General features: G+C 69.3%; 17 protein-coding genes. All 17 read right to left on the bottom strand.

Annotation, left to right across the window (positions count from 1 at the left end; genetic code table 11):
* Positions 1-12: 12 nt before the first annotated feature.
* The 17 genes from dnaE to P3F85_RS05595 all read right to left on the bottom strand — a co-directional run bounded on the left by dnaE (position 13) and on the right by P3F85_RS05595 (position 21,338).
* On the bottom strand, positions 13-3,528 hold the full coding sequence (dnaE, locus tag P3F85_RS05675; RefSeq protein ID WP_374010276.1) for a DNA polymerase III subunit alpha: 3,516 nt from the start codon (positions 3,526-3,528) through the stop codon (positions 13-15).
* A 68-nt stretch (positions 3,529-3,596) separates the two neighbouring features.
* Entirely contained in the window at positions 3,597-4,517 is a 921-nt protein-coding gene (locus P3F85_RS05670) for an RluA family pseudouridine synthase (protein WP_374010275.1), read from the bottom strand.
* Positions 4,518-5,096 carry a signal peptidase II gene (gene lspA, locus P3F85_RS05665; protein WP_374010274.1) on the bottom strand — a complete coding sequence of 193 codons (579 nt, stop codon included), beginning with the start codon at positions 5,094-5,096 and terminating at the stop codon, positions 4,518-4,520. It abuts the gene before it with no gap.
* A gap of 31 nt (positions 5,097-5,127) precedes the next feature.
* Entirely contained in the window at positions 5,128-5,973 is an 846-nt protein-coding gene (locus tag P3F85_RS05660; RefSeq protein WP_374010273.1) for a DivIVA domain-containing protein, read from the bottom strand.
* 148 nt (positions 5,974-6,121) lie between these two features.
* The gene (locus tag P3F85_RS05655) at positions 6,122-6,421 is read right to left on the bottom strand and encodes a YggT family protein (protein WP_374010272.1); all 300 of its coding nucleotides are present in this window, start codon (positions 6,419-6,421) and stop codon (positions 6,122-6,124) included.
* 110 nt (positions 6,422-6,531) lie between these two features.
* The gene (locus tag P3F85_RS05650) at positions 6,532-7,059 is read right to left on the bottom strand and encodes a cell division protein SepF (RefSeq protein ID WP_374010271.1); all 528 of its coding nucleotides are present in this window, start codon (positions 7,057-7,059) and stop codon (positions 6,532-6,534) included.
* A 64-nt stretch (positions 7,060-7,123) separates the two neighbouring features.
* Entirely contained in the window at positions 7,124-7,825 is a 702-nt protein-coding gene (locus tag P3F85_RS05645) for a YggS family pyridoxal phosphate-dependent enzyme (protein ID WP_374010270.1), read from the bottom strand.
* Positions 7,791-8,969: a cell division protein FtsZ gene (ftsZ, locus tag P3F85_RS05640; RefSeq protein WP_374010269.1), complete on the bottom strand. Its 1,179-nt coding sequence runs from the start codon at positions 8,967-8,969 to the stop codon at positions 7,791-7,793. Before ftsZ ends, P3F85_RS05645 begins: the two co-directional genes overlap by 35 nt.
* A gap of 145 nt (positions 8,970-9,114) precedes the next feature.
* Positions 9,115-10,068: an FtsQ-type POTRA domain-containing protein gene (locus P3F85_RS05635; RefSeq protein ID WP_374010268.1), complete on the bottom strand. Its 954-nt coding sequence runs from the start codon at positions 10,066-10,068 to the stop codon at positions 9,115-9,117.
* 12 nt (positions 10,069-10,080) lie between these two features.
* The gene (gene murC, locus P3F85_RS05630) at positions 10,081-11,535 is read right to left on the bottom strand and encodes a UDP-N-acetylmuramate--L-alanine ligase (RefSeq protein ID WP_374010267.1); all 1,455 of its coding nucleotides are present in this window, start codon (positions 11,533-11,535) and stop codon (positions 10,081-10,083) included.
* A 66-nt stretch (positions 11,536-11,601) separates the two neighbouring features.
* Complete coding sequence (locus P3F85_RS05625; RefSeq protein WP_374010266.1) at positions 11,602-12,672, bottom strand: glycosyltransferase; 1,071 nt, start codon at positions 12,670-12,672, stop codon at positions 11,602-11,604.
* Positions 12,669-13,946, bottom strand: coding sequence for a putative lipid II flippase FtsW (ftsW, locus tag P3F85_RS05620; RefSeq protein WP_374010265.1), 1,278 nt, complete (start codon positions 13,944-13,946; stop codon positions 12,669-12,671). The genes P3F85_RS05625 and ftsW overlap by 4 nt, the downstream gene beginning before the upstream one ends.
* Positions 13,903-15,459 carry a UDP-N-acetylmuramoyl-L-alanine--D-glutamate ligase gene (gene murD / locus P3F85_RS05615; RefSeq protein ID WP_374010264.1) on the bottom strand — a complete coding sequence of 519 codons (1,557 nt, stop codon included), beginning with the start codon at positions 15,457-15,459 and terminating at the stop codon, positions 13,903-13,905. The genes ftsW and murD overlap by 44 nt, the downstream gene beginning before the upstream one ends.
* The gene (mraY, locus tag P3F85_RS05610) at positions 15,456-16,571 is read right to left on the bottom strand and encodes a phospho-N-acetylmuramoyl-pentapeptide-transferase (protein ID WP_374010263.1); all 1,116 of its coding nucleotides are present in this window, start codon (positions 16,569-16,571) and stop codon (positions 15,456-15,458) included. Before mraY ends, murD begins: the two co-directional genes overlap by 4 nt.
* The gene (gene murF / locus P3F85_RS05605; RefSeq protein WP_374010262.1) at positions 16,568-17,998 is read right to left on the bottom strand and encodes a UDP-N-acetylmuramoyl-tripeptide--D-alanyl-D-alanine ligase; all 1,431 of its coding nucleotides are present in this window, start codon (positions 17,996-17,998) and stop codon (positions 16,568-16,570) included. Before murF ends, mraY begins: the two co-directional genes overlap by 4 nt.
* Entirely contained in the window at positions 17,998-19,542 is a 1,545-nt protein-coding gene (locus P3F85_RS05600; RefSeq protein ID WP_374010261.1) for a Mur ligase family protein, read from the bottom strand. The genes murF and P3F85_RS05600 overlap by 1 nt, the downstream gene beginning before the upstream one ends.
* 53 nt (positions 19,543-19,595) lie before the next feature.
* Positions 19,596-21,338, bottom strand: a complete 1,743-nt coding sequence (locus P3F85_RS05595; RefSeq protein WP_374010260.1) for a peptidoglycan D,D-transpeptidase FtsI family protein — start codon at positions 21,336-21,338, stop codon at positions 19,596-19,598.
* Positions 21,339-21,371: the final 33 nt, after the last annotated feature.

Below are 21,371 nucleotides of genomic sequence, written 5' to 3'. Positions count from 1 at the left end.
GCGGGGGCGGGGTCAGACCAGGCAGTTGGGACCGAGCAGGCCCTTCAGCTCCCCGTACAGGTCGGCGCTGACGGTGACCGGCTTCGGCACCTCGAAGACCCGCGCGACCTGGCCCTTGACGAGCCGGAGCCGCACCTCGCTCTCACCGGGATGACGCGAGAGCACCTCGCTGAGCGACGTCACGGTGTCGGTGGTCGCGCGCTGGTCCGGCATCGTGATCATCAACGGCCCGGCGTCGTTCGCCTGGCCCAGATCGGGCGTCATCAGCGAGAAGGCGTGCAGGTTCATCCCGTCGTCCCTGAGGCTCACCCGGCCGCGGACGACGACGATCGCGTCACCCTGCAGCTGCGCTGAGTACTCCTGGTAGGCCTTGCCCATGAACATCACGGTCAGCTCGCCGCCGAAGTCCTCGACCTGGATCATGCCGTACTGGTTGCCCGACGCCTTCGCGACGCGATGCTGCACGCTGGTCACGAGCCCGGCGATGGTGACCGTCTCGCCGTCCTGGATGTTCTCCGAGCCGACGAGCTCGGCGATTCCGGTGCTCGCCAGTTTCGCCAGCGGCAACTCGAGCCCGGCGAGGGGATGGTCGGACACGTAGAGCCCCAGCATCTCGCGCTCGAACGCCAGCTTGTCGCGCTTGGCCCACTCCGGACGCGTCGGGATGTGGTGCTGGGCCTGACCAGGCTCGTCCTCGCCCCAGAGGCTGTCGAAGTCGAAGCCGACGTCGCCGTTGGCCTCGTTCCGTTTGATCTTGACCGCCGACTCCACCGCATCCTCGTGCACCTCGACGAGGGAGCGACGGGTGTGGCCGAGCGAGTCGAAGGCGCCGGCCTTGATCAGCGACTCGACCGTCCGCTTGTTGGCCGCGTGGATCGGGACCTTGTTCAGGAAGTCGTGGAACGACTCGAAACGACCCTTGCTCTCGCGCGCCTCACGCACCCCTTCGACCACGTTCGCGCCGACGTTGCGCACGGCGCCCATCCCGAAGCGGATGTCGGAGCCGACCGCGGCGAAGTACAGGTTGGACTCGTTGACGTCCGGGGCGAGCACTTTGATGCCCATCCGGCGGCACTCGTTCAGGTAGAGCGCCATCTTGTCCTTGGAGTCGCCGACGCTGGTGAGCAGCGCGGCCATGTACTCGGCCGGATAGTGCGCCTTGAGGTAGGCGGTCCAGTACGAGATCACGCCGTAGGCCGCCGAGTGGGCTTTGTTGAACGCGTAGTCGGAGAACGGGAGCAGGATCTCCCAGAGCTTGTTGACCGCGTCCATCGAATAGCCGTTGGCCTGCATGCCGCCGGAGAAGCCCTCGAACTGCTTGTCGAGCTCGGACTTCTTCTTCTTGCCCATCGCTCGGCGCAGGATGTCTGCTTGGCCGAGCGAGAAGCCGGCGACCTTCTGCGCGATCGCCATCACCTGCTCCTGATAGATGATCAGGCCGTAGCTGGTGGAGAGGATCTCGGCGAGCGGTTCGGCGAGCTCCGGGTGGATGGGCGTGATCGGCTGGAGGCCGTTCTTGCGCAGCGCGTAGTTGGTGTGCGAATTCGCGCCCATGGGGCCCGGACGGTACAGCGCGATGAGTGCCGAGATGTCCTCGAAGTTGTCCGGCTTCATCAGCCTCAGCAGCGAACGCATCGGTCCGCCGTCGAGCTGGAAGACGCCGAGGGTGTCGCCGCGGGAGAGCAGCTCGTACGCGGCACGGTCGTCGAGCGCCAGGTCTTCGAGCACCAGGTTCTCGTCGCGGTTGTCGCGGATGTTGTCGAGCGCGTCGTTGATGATCGTGAGGTTCCGGAGGCCCAGGAAGTCCATCTTGATCAGTCCGAGCGACTCGCAGGCCGGGTAGTCGAACTGCGTGACGATCTGCCCGTCCTGCTCCCGCTTCATGATCGGGATGATGTCGATCAGCGGGTCGGACGACATGATCACGCCCGCAGCGTGCACGCCCCACTGGCGCTTCAGGTTCTCGAGACCCAGCGCCGTGTCGAAGACCGTCTTGGCCTCGGGGTCGCTCTCGACGACGGCCCGGATGTCGACCGCCTCTTTGTAGCGCGGGTGGTCCCGGTCGAAGATCCCGGTCAGCGGGATGTCCTTGCCCATGACGGGCGGCGGCATCGCCTTCGTCAGCTTCTCGCCCATCCCGAACGGGAAGCCGAGGACGCGCGAGGAGTCCTTGAGGGCCTGTTTGGCCTTGATCGTGCCGTAGGTGACGATCTGTGCGACGCGCTCCTCGCCGTACTTCTCGGTCACGTACTTGATGACCTCGCCACGGCGGCGGTCGTCGAAGTCGACATCGAAGTCGGGCATCGAGACGCGGTCGGGGTTGAGGAAGCGCTCGAAGATGAGTCCATGCTGGAGCGGGTCGAGGTCGGTGATCCGCATCGCGTAGGCGGCCATCGACCCGGCGCCCGAGCCGCGGCCCGGACCCACCCGGATGCCGTTGCGCTTGGACCAGTTGATGAAGTCGGCGACGACGAGGAAGTAGCCAGGGAAGCCCATCTGCGAGATCACGCCGATCTCGTAGTCAGCCTGCTGGCGCACCTCGGGGGTGACGCCGCCCGGGTAGCGCTCCTCGAGGCCCTTCTCGATCTCCTTGACGAACCACGTCTGCTCCGTCTCCCCTTCGGGCACGGGGAAGCGCGGCATGTAGTTCGCCGCCGTGTCGAACTGGACGTCGCAGCGCTCGGCGATGGCGAGCGTGTTGTCGCACGCCTCCGGGTAGTCGCGGAACAGCTGCCGCATCTGCTCCGGGGTCTTGAGGTAGAACTCGTCGGCGTCGAACTTGAACCGGTTGGGGTCGTCGAGCGTGGAGCCGGACTGCACGCACAGCAGCGCCGCGTGGCTCTTCGCGTCCTCGGCGTGCGTGTAGTGGAGGTCGTTGGTGGCGACCAGCGGCAGGCCGAGGTCCTTGGCGAGCCGGATCAGATCGGACATGATGCGGCGCTCGATCCCGAGCCCGTGATCCATGATCTCGGCGAAGAAGTTCTCCTTGCCGAAGATGTCGCGGTAGTCCGCCGCCGCTGCCCGGGCGGCCTCGTACTGGCCGAGCCGGAGGCGGGTCTGCACCTCGCCCGACGGGCACCCCGTCGTCGCGATGATGCCCTTCGCGTACGTGCTCAGGATCTCGCGGTCCATGCGCGGTTTGAAGTAGTACCCCTCGCGGGAGGCGATGGACGACAGACGGAAGAGGTTCTGCATCCCCTCGGTCGTCGCAGCCAGCAGCGTCATGTGCGTGTACGCGCCGGAGCCCGAGACGTCGTCGCCGCCGCCGTCGCCCCAGCGGATACGGGTCTTGTCGCTGCGGTGCGTGCCCGGTGTGAGGTACGCCTCGGTGCCGATGATGGGCTTGATGCCCGCATCCGTCGCGGTGCGCCAGAAGTCGAACGCGCCGAACATGTTGCCGTGGTCGGTGATCGCGACGCCGGGCATGCCCTGGGCTGCCGCCGCCTCGACCAGGGGTTTGACGCGCGCGGCCCCGTCGAGCATGGAGTACTCGCTGTGGACGTGGAGGTGGACGAAGGAGTCGCTCATGACCCCTTCAGCCTAAACGCCTCCTACGACTTTTTCCGGCCGACCCTCGGCCGATGCGAAGGTCGGACTCACGACTCCCGCAGGACGTCCAGGGCGTGCTGGAGATCGGCCGGGTAGGTCGTCGTGAAGGTGACCCACTCCCCCGTCGCCGGGTGGTCGAACGCGAGCTGGACGGCGTGCAACCACTGCCGGGTGAGTCCCAGCCGCGCGCTCAGGACCGGGTCGGCCCCGTACATCGCATCGCCGGCGCAGGGATGCCGCTGCGCCGCCATGTGGACGCGGATCTGGTGCGTCCGTCCGGTCTCCAGGTGGATCTCCAGAAGGCTCGCGGACGGGAACGCCTCGATCGTCTCGTAGTGCGTGACCGAGGGCTTGCCGCCCGCGACGACCGCGAACTTCCAGTCCGAGCGCGGATGCCGTCCGATGGGCGCGTCGATGGTGCCGGTGAGCGGGTCCGGGTGCCCCTGCACGACTGCGTGATAGATCTTCTCGACCGTGCGGTCGTGGAAGGCGCGCTTGAGCACGGTGTACGCGCGCTCCGACTTCGCGACGACCATGAGACCGCTCGTGCCGGCGTCGAGGCGGTGGACGATGCCCGCGCGCTCGGCGGCCCCGGACGTCGAGATGCGGAATCCCGCGGCGGCCAGCGCTCCGAGCACGGTCGGCCCCTCCCAGCCGACCGAGGGATGCGCGGCGACGCCGACCGGCTTGTCGATCACGACGATGTCGTCGTCGTCGTGGACGATCGTCAGTTCGGGCACGGCGATCGGCACGATCTCGACGTCGGACTTCGGCTGCCACGAGACCTCGAGCCAGGAGCCCGCGGTCAGACGGTCGGACTTGCCGGCCTCGCGGCCGTCCAGCGTCACACCCCCCGCCTCGGCGATCTCGGCGGCGAAACTGCGCGAGAAGCCCAGGAGCTTCGCCAGGCCGGCGTCGACACGCGAGCCGTCGAGCCCATCCGGGATCGGGAAGCTGCGTGATTCCATCTAGCTCTGCGGCTTGTCGTGGGTGTCGGTCGGGGGCGCGTCCGAAGCCGCGGCCGAGTCGTCCTCACCGTCGGCCTCAGCCTCGTCGATCTCGTCGAGCTCTTCGTCAGATCCGCGCCGCCCGTCGAGACCCACACCGCGCAGGGTGAGGATGAGGAACAGCACCATGCTCGACACGATCGCCACATCGGCGAGGTTGAAGATGGCCGGAAGCAAGGGGATCTGCAGGAAGTCGACCACGTGGCCCACGCCGAAGCCGGGAGAACGGAACAGGCGGTCCGTCAGGTTGCCCAGCAGCCCACCGAGCAGGAGGCCGAACAGCACGGCCCAGGCGGTCGAGCGGATGCGCGGCGCGTACCAGATGACGAAGCCGAGCACGCCGACCCCGACGATCGAGAAGATCCAGGTGGATCCGCTGCCGATCGAGAAGGCGGCGCCGGCGTTCTTGACGAAATGGAACTGGAGCAGCTGACCGAGGACCTCGAGCTGCTGACCCTCGTACAGGTTCGAGACGACCAGGACCTTGGCGATCTGGTCGATGAGGTAGACGCACAGCGCGACTATCGCCAGGACCGCCAAGGCCCTGATGCTGACCTTGGGCCGGGAGGGACTAGCCTCCAAAACCGGGGAAGACCGGGGGCTGGCCCTGGTTGCTCGATTCGTCGGAACCGCCGGCGGAGACCGGTGCGGGGACAGCATTTCCGGCGCTTGCGCTTCCGGCACTCACCGGCGCAGCGGAGCGGGCGCCGGCGTTCTGGCCGCCACCCTGCACCGGGGCGTCGAGGTCGCGCAGCTGGCTTTCGATGTACGACTTGAGGCCCTTGCGGTAGTCGCGTTCGAACGTGCGGAGCTCGTCGATACGGCGCTCGAGGCCGGAGCGCTCCTGGTCGAGGGCGCTGATCTGTGCACGCTGCTTCGACTCCGCCTCTGCGACGATGCGCGCGGCGGTGGCGTGACCCTCGGCGATGAGCTGGTCGCGCTTCTCCACACCCTCGCGCACGTGCTCCTCGTGGAGACGACGGGCGAGCTGGAGCAGGTTGTTGGTGGCGTTCGGGTCGTTCGCGTCGTCCGCCGGTGCCTGGTACGCGGGAGCGGCAGCCGCCTGAGAGGTCTGCGCCTGCTCGGCCTGCTGCTTGGCCTGTGCGGCCTCCTGCTGTGCGTCGGCGAGGCGCTGCTTGAGCTCCTCGTTCTCGCGCTGCAGGCGCTCGGTCTCGGCGTTGTCGCCCTGGGCGGCCGACGCCGGGGCTCCGCCCTGGCCGCCGCTGCGCTGCAGCTCGGCGATCCGGGAGTCGGCGGCCACGAGGCGCTGCTTGAGCTCCTCGTTCTCCTGGGTGAGGCGACGCAGCTCGACGACGACCTCATCGAGGAAGTCGTCGACCTCGTCCTGGTCGTAGCCCTCGCGGAATTTCGTCGGCTGGAACCGCTTGTTGACTACATCTTCCGGAGTCAGCGCCATGGCAAGCCACCTTAGATCGTGAAATTGGAACTCGAACGCGTGCAGACCAACGCTAGCAAAACGGGCGTCGGTCGCGCACGCCGCCGCACCTCGGCGCGTCGGCTCGTCCACGATACAACGCGGCGCACCGCCAGATGGGCAGCGACGCTCAGCGGAATCCCAGTGTCACGTACAAGCCGATGATGACGACGAGCATCGTCAGGCTCCAGCCGAAGTCGATCGCCACCGGCCCCATCGAGACCCGCGGGATGATGCGGCGGAAGAAGCGGATGGGCGGATCGGTGACGACGTAGGTCGACTCCGCGAGCACCAGCCCGAAGCCCCGTGGACGCCACTGCCGCGCGAACACGCGCACCAGGTCCAGCACGAAACGGGCCCACAGCACGAAGAAGTAGATCAGGAGCGCGTAATAGAGGACGTTCGCGAGGATGGAGACGACGAGGAACACTCTCCCAGTATGGACGAAGCGCACCGGCTCCCCTCGCCATCACAGGGGATGGTGAGGGGAAGCCGGTGCGCTTCAGTACGTAGAACCGATTGCGGTCAGGCCTGCAGCGTTCAGGCCTGCGCGAAGAACGAGGCGTCGACCTCTGCGTCCTGGCCGCCGTGCTCGCCGGAGACGACGACGTGGCTGGGCGACAGCAGGAACACCTTGGGGGTGACCCGCTCGATCTTGCCGTAGAGGCCCTGCGAGAGGCCGCTGGCGAAGTCGATGAGGCGGCGCGCATCCCCCTCGCTCATCTGCGAGAGGTTGATGATGACCGGGATCCCCTCGCGGAACGACTCGGCGATCGCCTGGGCGTCGCGGTATTGGCGGGGGTGGACCGTGAGGATCTCGTTCATTTCCTGTACCGATGCATTCCGTGCGGTGGATGACGTCTTGCGCAGCGGCGTGACCGGAGCGCGGCCGGCCGCGGGGGCGACCGGTGCGGGGTGGGGGACGGCCTGGACCGGAGACGGGGCCGCCGTGTGAACGGGAGCCTCGCGGCGGGGCTGGTGCTGGACCGGCTCCTGCTGCTCCTCGTACTCCAGTTCCTCGTCGGCGAGGCCCAGGTAGACCATCGTCTTCTTCAGCGGGTTGGCCATGGGTTCCTCCGTACAGACCTGCGCGTCGACGCCTCGCCACGCGTTTCGAACTCTTGCTTCGAGATTAACGAAGCTCCGGCCGATTCCCGGTAATGGCGGTCCCGATCCGAAGGTGTGTCGCGCCTGCCGCGATCGCTTCGGGGTAGTCCTGCGACATCCCGGCCGAGATGGCGGTCGCCTCCGGGGCGAGCGACCGGACGCGCTCCGAAGCTGCGCGGACGCGCTCGAACGCGCGGGCGGGTTCCTCCCCCAGCGGCGCGACCGCCATCACGCCGAGCAGGCGCAGACCGGGTGCCGCGAGGACGTGCTCGACCAGTGCCTCGAGGTCCCGGTCGGCGACGCCGCCGCGTCCCGGGTCGTCGGTGAGGTTGAGCTGCACGAACGCATCGACGCTGCTCTCGTCGGAGGCCAGCGCATCCACCAGCGACAGCCGGTCGACCGAGTGGATGACAGAGGCGTATCGCCGGACCTGCCGCGCCTTCTTGCTCTGCAACTGCCCCACGAAGTGCCACGTGAGGTCGAGGTCGGACAGCTCCGCCGCCTTCTCCTGCGCCTCCTGGTGCCGGTTCTCCCCCACGTCGCGCACGCCGAGCCCGGCGAGTTCGCGGACGAGCGAAGCCGGGTGGAACTTCGTCACGACGATCGTCGTGAGCTCCTCGGGCGAACGGCCCGCAGCCCGGGCGGCGTCGGCGACGCCCTCCCGGACCGCGGCAAGCCGTTCGGCCAGCCCGTTACTTGAGGAAGTCGGGGATGTCGAGATCGTCATTCTCGTCGTCGAACGCCGGGTCCTTCTGCGGTGCCGCCTCAGCGACCGGGCTCTCGCCGGTCTGCCACGTCGCGGTCTCGGGAGCGGGGATCTCGCCGGCCTCGACCTCGGCCGAGGAGGCGACCTGGGACTGCTCCGAGCCGGCCTCGACGAAGCTGGCGCGGCGCGAGTCCGCGGTCACCGGTCGGGAGTTCGGCTCTCCGCCGTCGAAGCCCGCAGCGATCACGGTCACGCGCACCTCGTCGCCGAGGGTGTCGTCGATGACCGCACCGAAGATGATGTTCGCCTCCGGGTGCACCGCCTCCTGGACCAGGCGGGCGGCGTCGTTGATCTCGAAGATGCCGAGGTTCGATCCACCCTGGATGGAGAGGAGCACGCCGTGGGCGCCGTCGATGGATGCCTCCAGCAGCGGCGAGGCGACGGCCAGTTCCGCAGCCTTGATGGCGCGGTCGGCGCCCCGCGACGAGCCGATGCCCATGAGCGCGGAGCCGGCACCCTGCATGACCGACTTGACGTCGGCGAAGTCGAGGTTGATGAGACCGGGGGTGGTGATCAGGTCGGTGATGCCCTGCACACCGGCGAGGAGCACCTGGTCGGCGGTGGAGAACGCCTCCAGCATGCTGATGCCGCGGTCGCTGATCTCCAGCAGCCGGTCGTTCGGCACGACGATGAGGGTGTCGACCTCTTCCTTCAGGCGCTGCACGCCCGCCTCGGCCTGCTGCTGGCGGCGCTTGCCCTCGAACGAGAACGGCTTGGTCACGACACCGATGGTGAGTGCGCCGATCGACTTGGCGATCCGCGCGACCACGGGTGCGCCACCTGTGCCGGTTCCGCCGCCCTCGCCCGCGGTGACGAAGACCATGTCGGCGCCCGCGAGCGCCTCCTCGATCTCCTCCGCGTGGTCCTCGGCCGCGCGCCGGCCGACCTCGGGGTCGGCTCCCGCACCCAGGCCGCGGGTGATCTCGCGGCCCACGTCGAGCTTGACGTCGGCGTCGCTCATCAGCAACGCCTGGGCGTCGGTGTTGATGGCGATGAACTCGACGCCGCGGAGGCCGAGTTCGATCATGCGGTTGACGGCGTTGACGCCGCCTCCGCCGATGCCGACGACCTTGATCACGGCGAGGTAGTTCTGTTGTGCTGTCACGTCCGGGCCTCCACGGGAACGTTAAACTTCTAGTTGAAGCTTAAAGTCTTGCTGAGTATGCAATTCTTGATCCGACGTTACGGGCGCCGGGGCCCCGCTCCCGGAACCCCGCAGGCGTGTCGGGAAAGTCCCGGCCAACCCGGGCCTAACCCGTCGTCACGCTGTGCGGGGACGACACGTCGAAGTGGGACGAATCCGGAGCGCTCTTCAGCAGCGCTGCCAGGTCGGCCGCTTTGAGCGACGAGTCCTCGGCGCTCCCCCAGACCACCGTCGCACCGCTCCCCCGCAGGGTGAAGCTGACGTCATCCTTCGTCTTGGCTGCGATGGTGTCCACGTGCGGGAGCACGTCGGCCGGCAGCGCGCTCAGCACGCTGGCGGCGGCGGCGAACCCGGAGTCCGCATCCACGTCGGCCGCTCCCCCGCCCGCGGCGATGAGCGGGAATCCGTCCGGCCGCTTCTCGCTGCTGGCGATGGGCACCTTGGCCGCATCCACCAGGGTGAAGGCGTTACCCCGCTGGATGACGCCCACCGGCTGCCGCTCGACCACCCGGACCACGATGGAGTCGGGCGGGTGACTCTCGACCGTGTAACTGCGGATGAGAGGGAACGCCGCGAGATCGCTGGAGATGCCGGCCTGGTCGAGCAGCGGGAGCGGCGTCCCGAGCTGGTCGGAGAGCTTCTTCGCGACGGTGGACGCGTCCAGCCGGGAGGTGCCGGTGACCTGGATGTGCTTGAGCGCGAGCAGCGGAGAGAACGCGATGAGCACGACGGCAAGCACCAGGCCGACGACCACGGCGGCGGCCCCGAGCCACGCATAACGGCGGCGGCGCGACCGCTTGGTGAACCGCCGGACCTCGCCGCGTTCCAGCCGCTTCCGCTCGCGGCGGGCCGCGCGGAGGGCCTTGTCGATCTCGCGGTTGCTGGGAAGGCGGGAGTAGGGCGAGGCGTCGGCAGCCGAGCGGTCAGGGGTCTCGCGGGTGCCGGTGCCGGCGGACGGGACGGACGACGGCTGAACGGGAATGGGGTCGGTCACCGTCCCCACGGAACGCGGCGACTCGGACTGCGCGGGCGACCGCTCGAAACCCTGGGGACGCTTCACCGAAGGCCCTCGTCACTCCACCGGTGCAGCGGACGCCTCGGCGCCCTCCGCGTGCCCGGCCCCCTCGCGCCGCAGGGCGTCGAGCAGCTGCGGCACGATCCGGTACACGTCGCCGCAGCCGAGGGTGATGACGAAGTCGCCTTCGCGTGCGATCTGCGCCGTGTGGTCGGCGGCCTGCTGCCAGTCGGCGATGAAGGCCACGTGCTCGGGATGCTCGAAGCGGTCGGCGACGAGCGCGCCGGTGACACCGGGCTCCGGGTCCTCGCGGGCGCCGTACACATCGAGCACGACGGTCTCGTCGGCGTACTGCTCCAGCGTCTCGGCGAACTCCTGGGCGAACAACCGGGTGCGGCTGTAGAGGTGCGGCTGGTGCACCGCGATGATGCGTCCGTTTCCGACGACCGTGCGCGCGGCCGAGAGCGCCGCCGCCACCTCCGTCGGGTGGTGTGCGTAGTCGTCGTACACGCTGACGCCGTTGACCGTGCCGTGCAGCTCGAAGCGGCGCTCGGTGCCGCCGAACTCGGAGATGGCCGCGAGCGACGCGGCCGGCTCGAAGCCGAGGCCGGTCAGCACCGCGAACGCGCCGGCCGCGTTGATGGCGTTGTGGCGCCCGGGCACCCGCAGCCGGGCGGTGTAGTCCGCACCCTGGTAGCGGACGGCGAACGAGACGGGCCCGTCGGTGACGATGGAGTGGACGCGCACCTCCGCGTCCTCGGCTTCGCCGAACGTGACGACCCGCTTCTCCGGTGCCTGCTCGCGCAGGCGTCCGGTGACGTGGACGGCACCCGGGTCGTCGGACGACACGACGACGAACTCGTCGGCCTCGCGGGCGAACGTGACGAAGGCGTCCTCGAACGCCTCCAGCGACCCGTAGTGGTCGAGGTGGTCGGGGTCGACGTTCGTGATCAGGGCGACCGCGGTGTCGTAGAGCAGGAACGAGCCGTCCGACTCGTCCGCCTCCACGACGAACAGGTCGCCGGTGCCGGTCTGCGAGCTCTTGCCGAGGGATGCGATGACGCCGCCGTTGACGAAGCTGGGGTCCTCGCCCAGGCCGAGCAGCCCGGTGATGATCATGCCGGTGGAGGTGGTCTTGCCGTGCGCCCCCGCCACGGCGACGAGCCGCGACCGGTTGATCAGCCACGCGAGGGCCTGCGAGCGGTGCAGGACCGGCAATCCCCTGGACAGCGCCAGCTGGTACTCCGGGTTGTCCTGCCAGAGTGCGCCCGTCACGACGAGGGTGTCGGCGTCGCCGACGTTGGCCGCGTCGTGCCCGATGGCGATGGTCGCGCCGAGGCCGCGCAGCGTGTCGATGTTGGCCGAGTGCCGCACATCCGAACCGGTCACCGGGTAGCCGGCCTCCAGGAACAGGCGGGCGATGCCGCTCATCCCGGAGCCGCCGATACCGACGAAGTGGAGCTTTCCGAGCTCCTCCGGGAGGGCGAGGGACAGGTCGGGCTTGATCGTCACGGGTGCAGCTTTCGGTTACGCGAGAAGGACTCCATCAAGTATGAGGCTACGCGGCGAAGGTCCGGATCAGCCGAGGGCGCTCCGGATGAGGGCGACCATGCGGTCGGACCCGTCGCGCACGCCTGCCGATGCGGCACGCGTGCCCATCTCGGCCACCCGGTCGCGGGCGGCGAGCAGCGGGAGCAGGGACGCATCCACCCAGGACGGCTCGAACTCGGCGTCGTCGACCAGGATGCCGCCGCCGGCGCCGACGACGCCCGCCGCGTTGAAGCGCTGCTCGCCGTTGCCGATCGGGAACGGGACGTACACCGCGGGCAGCCCGAGTGCCGCGAACTCGCACACCGTCGCCGCGCCCGCCCTCGCGACGGCGAGGTCCGCGATCGCCAGGGCCAGATCCATCCGGTCGCAGTAGTCGAGCAGCCGGTAGCCCTCGATGCCCGGATCGGTCAGCTCGCCACGGCCTCCCTGGATGTGGAGCACCTGCCAGCCCGCCGCCGTCAGTTCGGCGGCACGGGCGGCGATGGTCTGGTTGATGCGGCGGGCGCCGAGCGAGCCGCCGGTCACGAGCAGAGTGGGCCGCTCGGTGGAGAGACCGAACTCCGCCGCCGCCTCGGGCCGTGCGGCGGCCCGGTCGAGCTGCTCGATCTCGACCCGGAGCGGCATCCCGACGAACGTCGCGTGCGGCAGCGACGTGCCCTCGAACGCGACACCCACCCACGGCGTGTACCGCGCGCCGAGCCGGTTCGCGAGGCCGGGGCGCGCGTTCGCCTCGTGCAGCACGAGCGGCACACCCTCCTTGCGGGCGGCCGAGTAGGCGGGTGCCGCGGCATAGCCGCCGAAGCCCACCACGGCATCGATGCCGCGCTCACGGATCAGGTCGCGCACCGTGCGGATCGTCCGGCGGTACTCCCCCGGGAAGCGGAGCGCAGCGGCGTTCGGACGGCGCGGGAACGGAAGCTTCGGGATGGTCGCCAGCTCGTAGCCACGCTCGGGCACCAGGCGGGCCTCCAGGCCCTCCTTCGTGCCCAGCACCACGACCTCGGCGCTGGGATCGTCGCGGCGCAGCCGGTCGGCGACGGCGAGCAGCGGATTGACGTGGCCGGCGGTTCCCCCGCCCGCCAAGAGGTAACGCGTCACCGGCGGGCACCCGCGTGAGCGAGGTCCTGGGCGGCGAGCGATTCCCGATGGGACTGCCGCGCGAACGACAGCACGATTCCGATGGCGATCATGGAACTGATCATCGCAGTCCCACCCGCAGAGATCAGTGGGAGCGGCACCCCGAGCACCGGGATCACGCCAAGCACCACCGCGATGTTGACGAAGGCCTGCCCGATCAGCCACACCATGATCGCCGCGGTGGTGACCCGCGCGAACGGATCCGTCGACGCGTGGATGATGCGCAGGAAGACGACGGCCAGCAGGACGAACAGCAGCAGCACCACCACCGCGCCGATGAGGCCGAGCTCCTCGCCGATGATCGCGAAGATGAAGTCGGTGTCCGCCGCGGGCAGCCACGACCACTTCGAGTGCGAGTTGCCGAGCCCGACGCCGAACACTCCACCGGAGGCCAGCGCGTAGAAGCCGTTGTCGATCTGCCAGTTCACGTCGGGGTTGGCCGCGCTCGACCCGCCGAACAGCGCCGCTATGCGGCCGATGCGGCTGGCACTCGACAGGGCGACGATGACGCCGACGATCCCGACGAACACGACACCGGTCGCCAGGTAGCGCATCCGCACGCCTGCGAAGAACAGTGCGCCCAGGATGAGCGCCGCCATGATCATCGTGGTCCCCAGGTCGCCGCCGAGCGTGACGAGCGCGACCGCTCCACCCGCGACGGGCACGACGGGGATCGCGACATGCTTCCACTGGTCGAGCACGTCGCGCTTGCGGGCCAGCACGACACCCAGCCAGACGACCAGAGCGAGCTTGATGGCCTCGGACGGCTGCACGGTGAGCGAGCCGATCTTGAGCCAGTTGCGGTTGCCGCCGATCTCCATCCCCAGCGGGGTGAACAGCACCAGCAGTTGCAGGAAGCACGCCGCCGCGAGGAAGAACCAGATCGTCTTGCGCCAGAAGTTCCGCGGGATGCGCGACACCACGAACATCAGCGGCAGGCCCACCAGCGCGTACGCGCCCTGCGACCAGAACCGAGAGAAGAAGTTGTCGCTGTCGTTGTGCGACTCGACCGCCGAGGAGGACAGCACCATCACCAGGCCGAAGACCACCATGAACAGCGTGACCCCGAGCAGGAGGAAGTAGTTGGCCGACTCGGAGGTCATCGAGCGCCCGAGGTGGATGCGCGCGGTCAGCCCGTGCGCCGAGGCCTGCGTCTGTGACGGCGCGAGATCCGGTGCCGTCGCCTGCCGGTCAGTCCTGCTGCGGGTCGGGACGCGGGGCGGATTCGTCGTCATCCGCCTCTCCTCCCAAGTACTCGTGGACTGCCGCCTGGAAGCGGCGGCCGCGCTCTGCGTAGTCGGCGAACTGGTCCATCGACGCCGCCGCCGGAGCCAGCAGCACGGTGTCGCCCTCGCGGGCGAGACCGCCGGCCAGCCGCACCGCCGTCGGCATGACCTCATCAGTCTCGTCGGCGTCGACCTCCAGCACGGGAAGCTCGGGCGCGTGTCGCTGGAATGCGGCGGCCAGCGCCCCCCGGTCGACCCCGATCAGCACCGCGCCGCGGAGTCGCGCGACGTGCTTGCCGACCAGCTCGTCGACCTCCACGCCCTTGAGCAGCCCGCCCACCACCCAGACGACCGAGGGGTAGGCGCGCAGCGACGCGTCGGCCGCGTGCGGGTTCGTCGCCTTGGAGTCGTCCACCCAGTTCACGCCGGCCTCCGCCCGCACCAGCTCGATGCGGTGGGCGTCGAGCCGGAAGGCGGTCAGCACATCCCGGATCACCTGCGGCGCCACACCGTAGGACCGTGCGAGCGCGCTGGCGGCCAGGATGTTGGCCACCACGTGCGGTGCGTCGAGCCCGGCCTCGTGCAGTTCGTCGAGCGTGGTCAGCTCGATGGCGGAGTTCGCGCGGTCCTCCAGGAAGGCGCGGTCGCACAGGATGCCGTCCACGATCCCGAAGTCGCTCGGCCCGGGCACGCCGAGCCCGAAGCCGATGGCGCGGGCGCCCTCGATGACCTCGGCCTCCTCGACCATCTGGAGGGTGTTGGCGTCGGCCTTGTTGTACACGCAGGCCACCTGCGTGTTGTCGTAGACCTTCGCCTTCGCCGCGATGTACGCCTCGAGCGAGCCGTGCCAGTCGAGGTGGTCGTCGGCGATGTTCAGGCAGGCGGAGGAGAACGGGGAGAGCTCACCGCCGGGGTTCCGGTTCACCCAGTGCAGCTGGTAGCTGGAGAGCTCGACGACCAGCACGTCGAAGCCCTCGGGGTCGCGGATGGCGTCGAGCACCGGCACCCCGATGTTGCCGCAGGGCGCCACGCGGATGCCGCCGGCGAGGATCATCGTGGCGGTCAGCTGCACGGTCGTGGTCTTGCCGTTGGTGCCGGTGACGCAGATCCAGTCGGCCGGTCCGTCGGCGCCGTCGGGGCGCGGGACCTTGTCGCGCAGGCGCCAGGCGAGCTCGATGTCTCCCCAGACCGCGGTGCCGCGCTCGTGCGCCCAGAGCAGCAGCGGGTGGTCCCAGTGGAACCCGGGCGAGACGATGACGAGCTCCGGGTCGAACTCGGCGAGGCGCTCCGGCGGTGTGGACAGGTCGGGCTGCTCCACGAGGTCGGCGCCGATGACGTCGAGCAGCATCCGCCGCTCGTCGTCCGCCTTGGCTGCGACGACCAGCACCTGCGCTCCGAGCTCGGCAAGAGTGTCCGCCACCGAGAATCCGGTGACGCCGAGCCCGTAGACCGCGACCCGCAGCCCGCTCCAGTCCGCGTGCCAGCTGGTGAGCCCGGCCAGGCGCTCCTCCCGCGCGGTCATGTCGCCAGCCACTCCAGGTAGAAGGAGCCGACGCCCGCGGCCACCAGCAGGCCGGCGATGATCCAGAACCGGACGACGACGGTCACCTCGGCCCACCCCTTCAACTCGAAGTGATGGTGGATGGGGCTCATCAGGAAGATGCGTCTGCCGTGGGTCAGCTTGAAGTACGCGCGCTGCAGGATCACCGACCCCGCCTCGATCACGAACAGCCCGCCGACGAGGACGAGCAGCAGCTCCGTGCGGCTCAGGATGGCCAGTGCGGCGACGGCGCCACCGAGCGCCAGCGAGCCGGTGTCGCCGAGGAAGATCTGCGCCGGCGAGGTGTTCCACCACAGGAACCCGACGACGGCGCCCACGATGGCCGTGGCGACGATGGCGAGGTCGAACGGGTCGCGCACGTCGTAGCACTTGGGGACGTTCTCGGCGCTCAGCTTGAGGCTGGAGCACGACTGGATGTTCTGCCAGAAGCCGATGATGATGTACGCGCCGACGGCGAGGATGGACGCGCCGGAGGCGAGCCCGTCGAGTCCGTCGGTCACGTTGACGCCGTTGGACGTGGCGGCGACGAGGAAGTTGATCCAGATCAGGTACAGGCCGTACCCGACCAGCACGCCGATCACGCCGAACTTCGTGATGGAGCCGAAGTCGATGGCGGACAGGTCGCGGATGAACGAGACGCTCATCGTGGCAGGCGTGTAGCCGTTTCCGTTCGGGAACCGGATGGCGAGGAACGCCCAGATCGTCGCCACGATGACCTGCCCGGCCACCTTGGCCCAGCCGGTCAGACCGAGGCTGCGCTCACGCCGGGTCTTCAGGAAGTCGTCGATGAAGCCGACGATGCCGAGTCCGACCATCAGGAACAGCACGAGCAGCGCGGAGACGCTCGTCCCGTCGCCGGTCAGCAGCAGCGCGGTGAAGTAGCCGAACAGCGTGCCCAGGATGACGACGATGCCGCCCATGGTGGCCGTTCCGCGCTTGGCGTGGTGGCTCTGCGGGCCGTCGTCGCGGATGAACTGCCCCCACTGCAGGCGGCGGAACAGCCGGATGAAGAGCGGCGTCAGGAACAGCGTGAACGCCATCGACAGCGCACCGGAGGTCAGCAGGGCTTTCACGAGAAGAATTCTCCCAGTCGGTCGCCGAGGAAGCGCAGCCCGGCCGAGTTCGACGACTTCACGAGCACGGTGTCACCCGGCCGCAGGGCGGTCCGGAGGTGCTCGAACGCCGCATCCTGGGTCTCGAAGTACAGGGATTCGCCGTCCCACGAGCCCTCGTTGATCGCCGTGATGTGCATCCGCCGGGCCTCGGGGCCCACGATGACCAGCTGGTCGATCCCCAGACGCACCGCCAGCAGTCCGATCCGGTCGTGCTCCTCGCCGGAGAACTCCCCCAGTTCGCTCATCTCGCCGAGCACGGCGAGCGTGCGGCTGCCGGGCTCCCGGATCTGAGCGAGCGTCTTCAGGGCGGCGGCCATGGAGTCGGGACTCGCGTTGTAGGCGTCGTTGATGACGGTCACCTCGCTGTTGCCCAGCACCTCCATCCGTCCGCGCTCGGCCGTCTTCACGGTCTGCAGAGCGTTCACGATGGTGTCGATGTCGACATCCAGGACGTATGCGGAGGCCGCGGCCGCCAGCGCGTTCATCACGTGGTGCTCGCCGAGCACCTGGAAGCGCACGGGACGCGACTGCGGCTCGCCGTCACCGCCGTCGCTCGGCGGCAGGTGGAGCGTGAACGAGGTGCCGCGCCGGTCCGCCACGATGTCCGTCGCACGGACGGCGGCTCCCTCCTCCAGACCGAACCAGAGAACCCGCGCAGCCGTCTTGCCGGCCATCGTCGCGACGCGGGGGTCGTCGATGTTGAGCACCGCGACATCCGTCTCGAGCAGGTCGGTGACCATCTCGGTCTTCGCCTGGAGGGTCTTCTCGATGCCGCCGAACTCGCCCGCGTGCGCGAGCCCGACCTTCAGCACCACCCCGACGTCCGGGCGAGCCATCCGCACCAGGCGGGCGATCTCGCCGATACCGCTTGCGCCCATCTCTGCGACGAGGAACTGCGTCTCCTCCGTCACCTGGAGCATCGTGACCGGCGCGCCGACCTCGTTGTTGAAGGAGGCGCGGGGCGCGATGGTCGGTCCGACCTGTTCCAGCACGGCGCGGAGCAGGTTCTTGGTGGTGGTCTTGCCGTTCGAGCCGGTGATGCCGACGATCTTCAGCCGTCCGAGCGCGCGGACCCGCGCGATGACCTCGGTGGCCAGGTCGCCGAGCGCGAGCACCGTGTCCTCGACCAGCAGTTGCGGAACCGCCAGGGCGAGGGGACGGTCGACGACGAGCAGCGCAGCGCCCGCGTCGACCGCCTGCGGGGCGAAGAGGTGTCCGTCGGTGAACTCGCCGGGCTTCGCGAAGAAGATCGTGCCGGGCACGACCTCGCGGGAGTCGGTGGTCGAGTTGCCGGAGACCGTGGTCTCGGGAGTCGCGTCCGTGCCGTCGAGCAGCAGCGTCCCGCGCGTGGCGGCGGCGATCTCCGCCAGGGTGAGGGCGATCATCAGAGCCACCCGGCCTCTCGCAGGGCGAGGCGGACGTCGTCGCGCGCCGAATACGGCAGACGCTGGCCGGCGACCTCCTGGTAGTCCTCGTGACCGGGGCCCGCATAGAGGACGACGTCGCCCTCGCCCGCCAGCGACAGGGCGGTGCGGAAGGCCGCGCGCGGATCCGGCACTTCGTACAGGTCGAGGTCGGGAACAGCGGCACGCGCGCCCTCCAGGAGGGCCGCACGGATGGTGGCGGGGTCCTCCCAGCGCGGGTGGAAGTCGGTGATCACCACGGCGTCCGAGCCGCGCGCGGCGATGGCACCCATGTCGGTGCGCTTGGTGGTGTCCCGGTCGCCGTCGGCGCCGAACACCATCACGATCCGCCCGTCCGTCACCTTGCGCAGCGCGCTCAGCGTCGACAGGAAGGCGTCGGGGCTGTGGCCGTAGTCGATGATCACGACCGGTCCGCGGTCACCCGAGAGCCGCTCCGCGCGGCCAGGGATGTACGCGTCGATGCCGCCGTCGCGCTCCAGCGCCGCGCCGATCGCGTCGAGGTCGTAGCCGGACTCCACCAGCATGACGATCGCCAGTGCCGCGTTGGCGGCGTTGTACGCGCCGAGCAACGGGATGCTGGTCTCGATCCGGCGGCCGTCCGGGCCCTCCAGCGCGAACGAGGTCCGCTCCAGCGACTCCTCGAGCACGGTCAGCATCCACTCGGCGTCCGAGCCGGGCGAGCTGGTCAGCGTGGCGACCGGGATGCGCGACTGCTCCACCAGCTGGCGACCCCAGTCGGAGTCGACGGTGACGACGCCGCGGCGGGCGCGGTCGGGCTGGAACAGCTCCAGCTTCGCCGCGAAGTAGTCGTCCATCGCCGCATAGTCGTCGAGGTGGTCGTGGCTGAGGTTGGTGAACCCGACGACGTCGAACACGATCCCGTCGACCCGGTGCCGGCTGAGCGCCTGCGCGGAGACCTCGATGGCCGCGGCACGGACGCCCTCTTCGCGCATGCGTGCCAGGAGGGCGTGCAGCTCGCTCGCCTCGGGCGTCGTGAGCTTGCTCGTGATGACGGTGTCGCCGATCCGGCGCTCGGCAGTGGAGCTGAGCCCGGCGACCACGCCGAGCTGTCCCAGGATGGCGTTCAGCAGGTACACGACGCTGGTCTTGCCGTTCGTGCCGGTCACGCCGAACAGCGTCGCCGTGTTCTCGTCGGTCCGGTAGATCCAGGCGGACACGGCACCGAGCGCGGCGCGCGGGTCGGGGGTGACGATGACCGGCAGCCCGGACTCGGCGGCGAGTGCCGCACCGTCCTCGTCGGTCAGCACCGCGACGGCTCCGGCCTCCGCGGCGGCGGCGGAGTACGACGCACCGTGCGAGTTGCGTCCGGGGACACCGACGTAGAGGTCGCCCGGCTCGACGGCCGAACTCGCCAGCGCCGCGCCGGTCGCCTCGACACCGTCGAGATCACCGCGGCTGTCCAGTCCGAACTCCGCGACCAGTTGGGCGAGCGGGCGGGCGACGGGATGCTCGGGGCGCAGGGAGGAGGGCGCCGGTCCTGTCACGGGGCTCACTTTCAGTAGTCGGATTCAGAAGTCGGATCTCAGAAGTCGGGATCTCAGTAGTAAGGCGGGAACTCGGCCGGGCTCGACGTGGAGGGCTTCACCCGGTAGGTCTTCAGCACCTGACTCATGATCGTGTGGAACAGCGGAGCGGCTGCTGCCGACGAAGTAATGGTAGTCGGGAACCCGAGGTTGACCGAAACGACGTACTGCGGATCGTCCACCGGGGCGACACCCATCACCGAGACGTAGTAGGAGGGCAGATAGCCGCCCTTCCCGTCCGGCTGCTGGGCTGTTCCGGTCTTCGCGGCGATGCGGTAGCCCGGGATCTGAAGCTGCTTCTTGAGCTCGCCGTCGGTGACGATCGACTCCATCATCCCCAGGGTCGTCGCGGCCGCCTGGGCCGACACGACCTGCGTCGGCTTGCTGCTCGGAACGTCGGTGACGGAGCCGTCGGGGTGTTCGCATCCCTCGACCATCGACAGCGGGATGCGCGTTCCGCCGTTCGCCAGCGCCTGGTACGCGTCGACCATCTGCAGCTGCGTCGCCGAGACGCCCTGCCCGAACATCGTGGCGTACTTGGTCTGGTCGTCCCAGTCCTTCACCGGGTGGAGCTCGCCCGAGGACTGGTCGGGATACGGCAGACCGGTCGGGTCGCCGATCCCGAACTTCTTCAGGTAGTCGTAGCGCGTCTGGTCGCTCAGCGCGCGGCCGAGCTGCGACATGCCGGTGTTGGACGACATCATCAGGACGCCGGTCAGGGTGAGCCGCAGCGGAGCGTGGAAGCCCGAGTCGTGGAGGTCAGCGCCGCTGCCGGACTGCCAGGAGTAGGGCGCGAGCACCTGGGTGGTCGGGGTGGCCTTGCCCTGGTCGATCAGCATCGCGGCGGTGAGCGCCTTGAAGGTCGAGCCCGGCTCGCGGGGGTCGGTGAAGGGCTGGAGGCGCCAGAACGACGGGTCCGTCGCCTCGATGTTGTTGGGGTCGAGCGACGGCCACTGGGCGACGGCCTTGATCTTGCCGGTCTTGGCCTCCGCGACCGTCACGAAACCGAACTTCGATCCCGTGGCGCCGACCTGCTGGGCCAGCGTCTGCTCGGCGAACCACTGCAGGTCGCCGTCGATCGTCAGCTTCAGCGTGCCGCCGTCCTTCGCCTGCTTCTGCACGACCGTGCTGCCCGGGATGGCGACACCGTCCGCTCCCCGCTGGTAGGTCTCTTCGCCGTCCACGCCCGCGAGACAGCCGTTCTCGCTCTCTTCGAGCCCCGCCTTGCCGCCCTCGGAGAGGAAGCCGAGCAGATTGCCGGCGACGGCTCCGTTCGGGTAGCTGCGCGCCTGCTTCTTGGTGAAGGTGAGCCAGGGATAGGGGAGCTTGTCGAGCTTGTCGAAGGCAGCGACATCCATCCCCGACTTGATCAGGACGTACTTCGACTTCGGGTCGTCTTTCAGGGCACTGTCGAGCAGCGCCACGACCGCGTCGCCGCCCTGTCCGGTGATGGCGCCGATCTTCGCCGCAGCCTCGACCATCTTGTCGCGACCGCCGGCGATGGCGTCCGACGGGGACGCCGCAGCCGTGTAGGTGTAGATCGTGGTCGCCATCACGGTGCCTGCCGCATCGACGATGTCGCCCCGGTTGCCCAGCAGCGGGCTGGACACCTGCTTGGCCTTCACCGACAGCCGCTGCAGGTCGTCGGCGCGGACGACCTGGATGTCGACGAGCTTCGCGCCCAGGATGGCGACGGTCGCGGCGACGGCGAGCACCGTCACGGCGGTCCGCCGCCGCAGCATCCTCTTCGTGACCATGCCTGCGCCCGTTCCGTCGTCAGTGGTGCGTCA

The sequence above is a fragment of the Leifsonia sp. T36S-04 genome (assembly GCF_042465655.1).
Lineage (GTDB): Bacteria > Actinomycetota > Actinomycetes > Actinomycetales > Microbacteriaceae > Leifsonia.
Note: the sequence above shows the minus strand (reverse complement) of the source record. Positions and strands in the feature narration are given on the sequence as shown.

Excerpts from the sequence above, each read along its gene's own strand:
- dnaE (WP_374010276.1), bottom strand. The coding sequence starts at position 3,528 with ATGAGCGACTCCTTCGTCCACCTCCACGTCCACAGCGAGTACTCCATG.
- P3F85_RS05670 (WP_374010275.1), bottom strand. The coding sequence starts at position 4,517 with ATGGAATCACGCAGCTTCCCGATCCCGGATGGGCTCGACGGCTCGCGT.
- P3F85_RS05660 (WP_374010273.1), bottom strand. The coding sequence starts at position 5,973 with ATGGCGCTGACTCCGGAAGATGTAGTCAACAAGCGGTTCCAGCCGACG.
- P3F85_RS05650 (WP_374010271.1), bottom strand. The coding sequence starts at position 7,059 with ATGGCCAACCCGCTGAAGAAGACGATGGTCTACCTGGGCCTCGCCGAC.
- P3F85_RS05645 (WP_374010270.1), bottom strand. The coding sequence starts at position 7,825 with ATGACGATCTCGACATCCCCGACTTCCTCAAGTAACGGGCTGGCCGAA.
- ftsW (WP_374010265.1), bottom strand. The coding sequence starts at position 13,946 with ATGACGACGAATCCGCCCCGCGTCCCGACCCGCAGCAGGACTGACCGG.
- murD (WP_374010264.1), bottom strand. The coding sequence starts at position 15,459 with ATGACCGCGCGGGAGGAGCGCCTGGCCGGGCTCACCAGCTGGCACGCG.
- murF (WP_374010262.1), bottom strand. The coding sequence starts at position 17,998 with ATGATCGCCCTCACCCTGGCGGAGATCGCCGCCGCCACGCGCGGGACG.
- P3F85_RS05595 (WP_374010260.1), bottom strand. The coding sequence starts at position 21,338 with ATGGTCACGAAGAGGATGCTGCGGCGGCGGACCGCCGTGACGGTGCTC.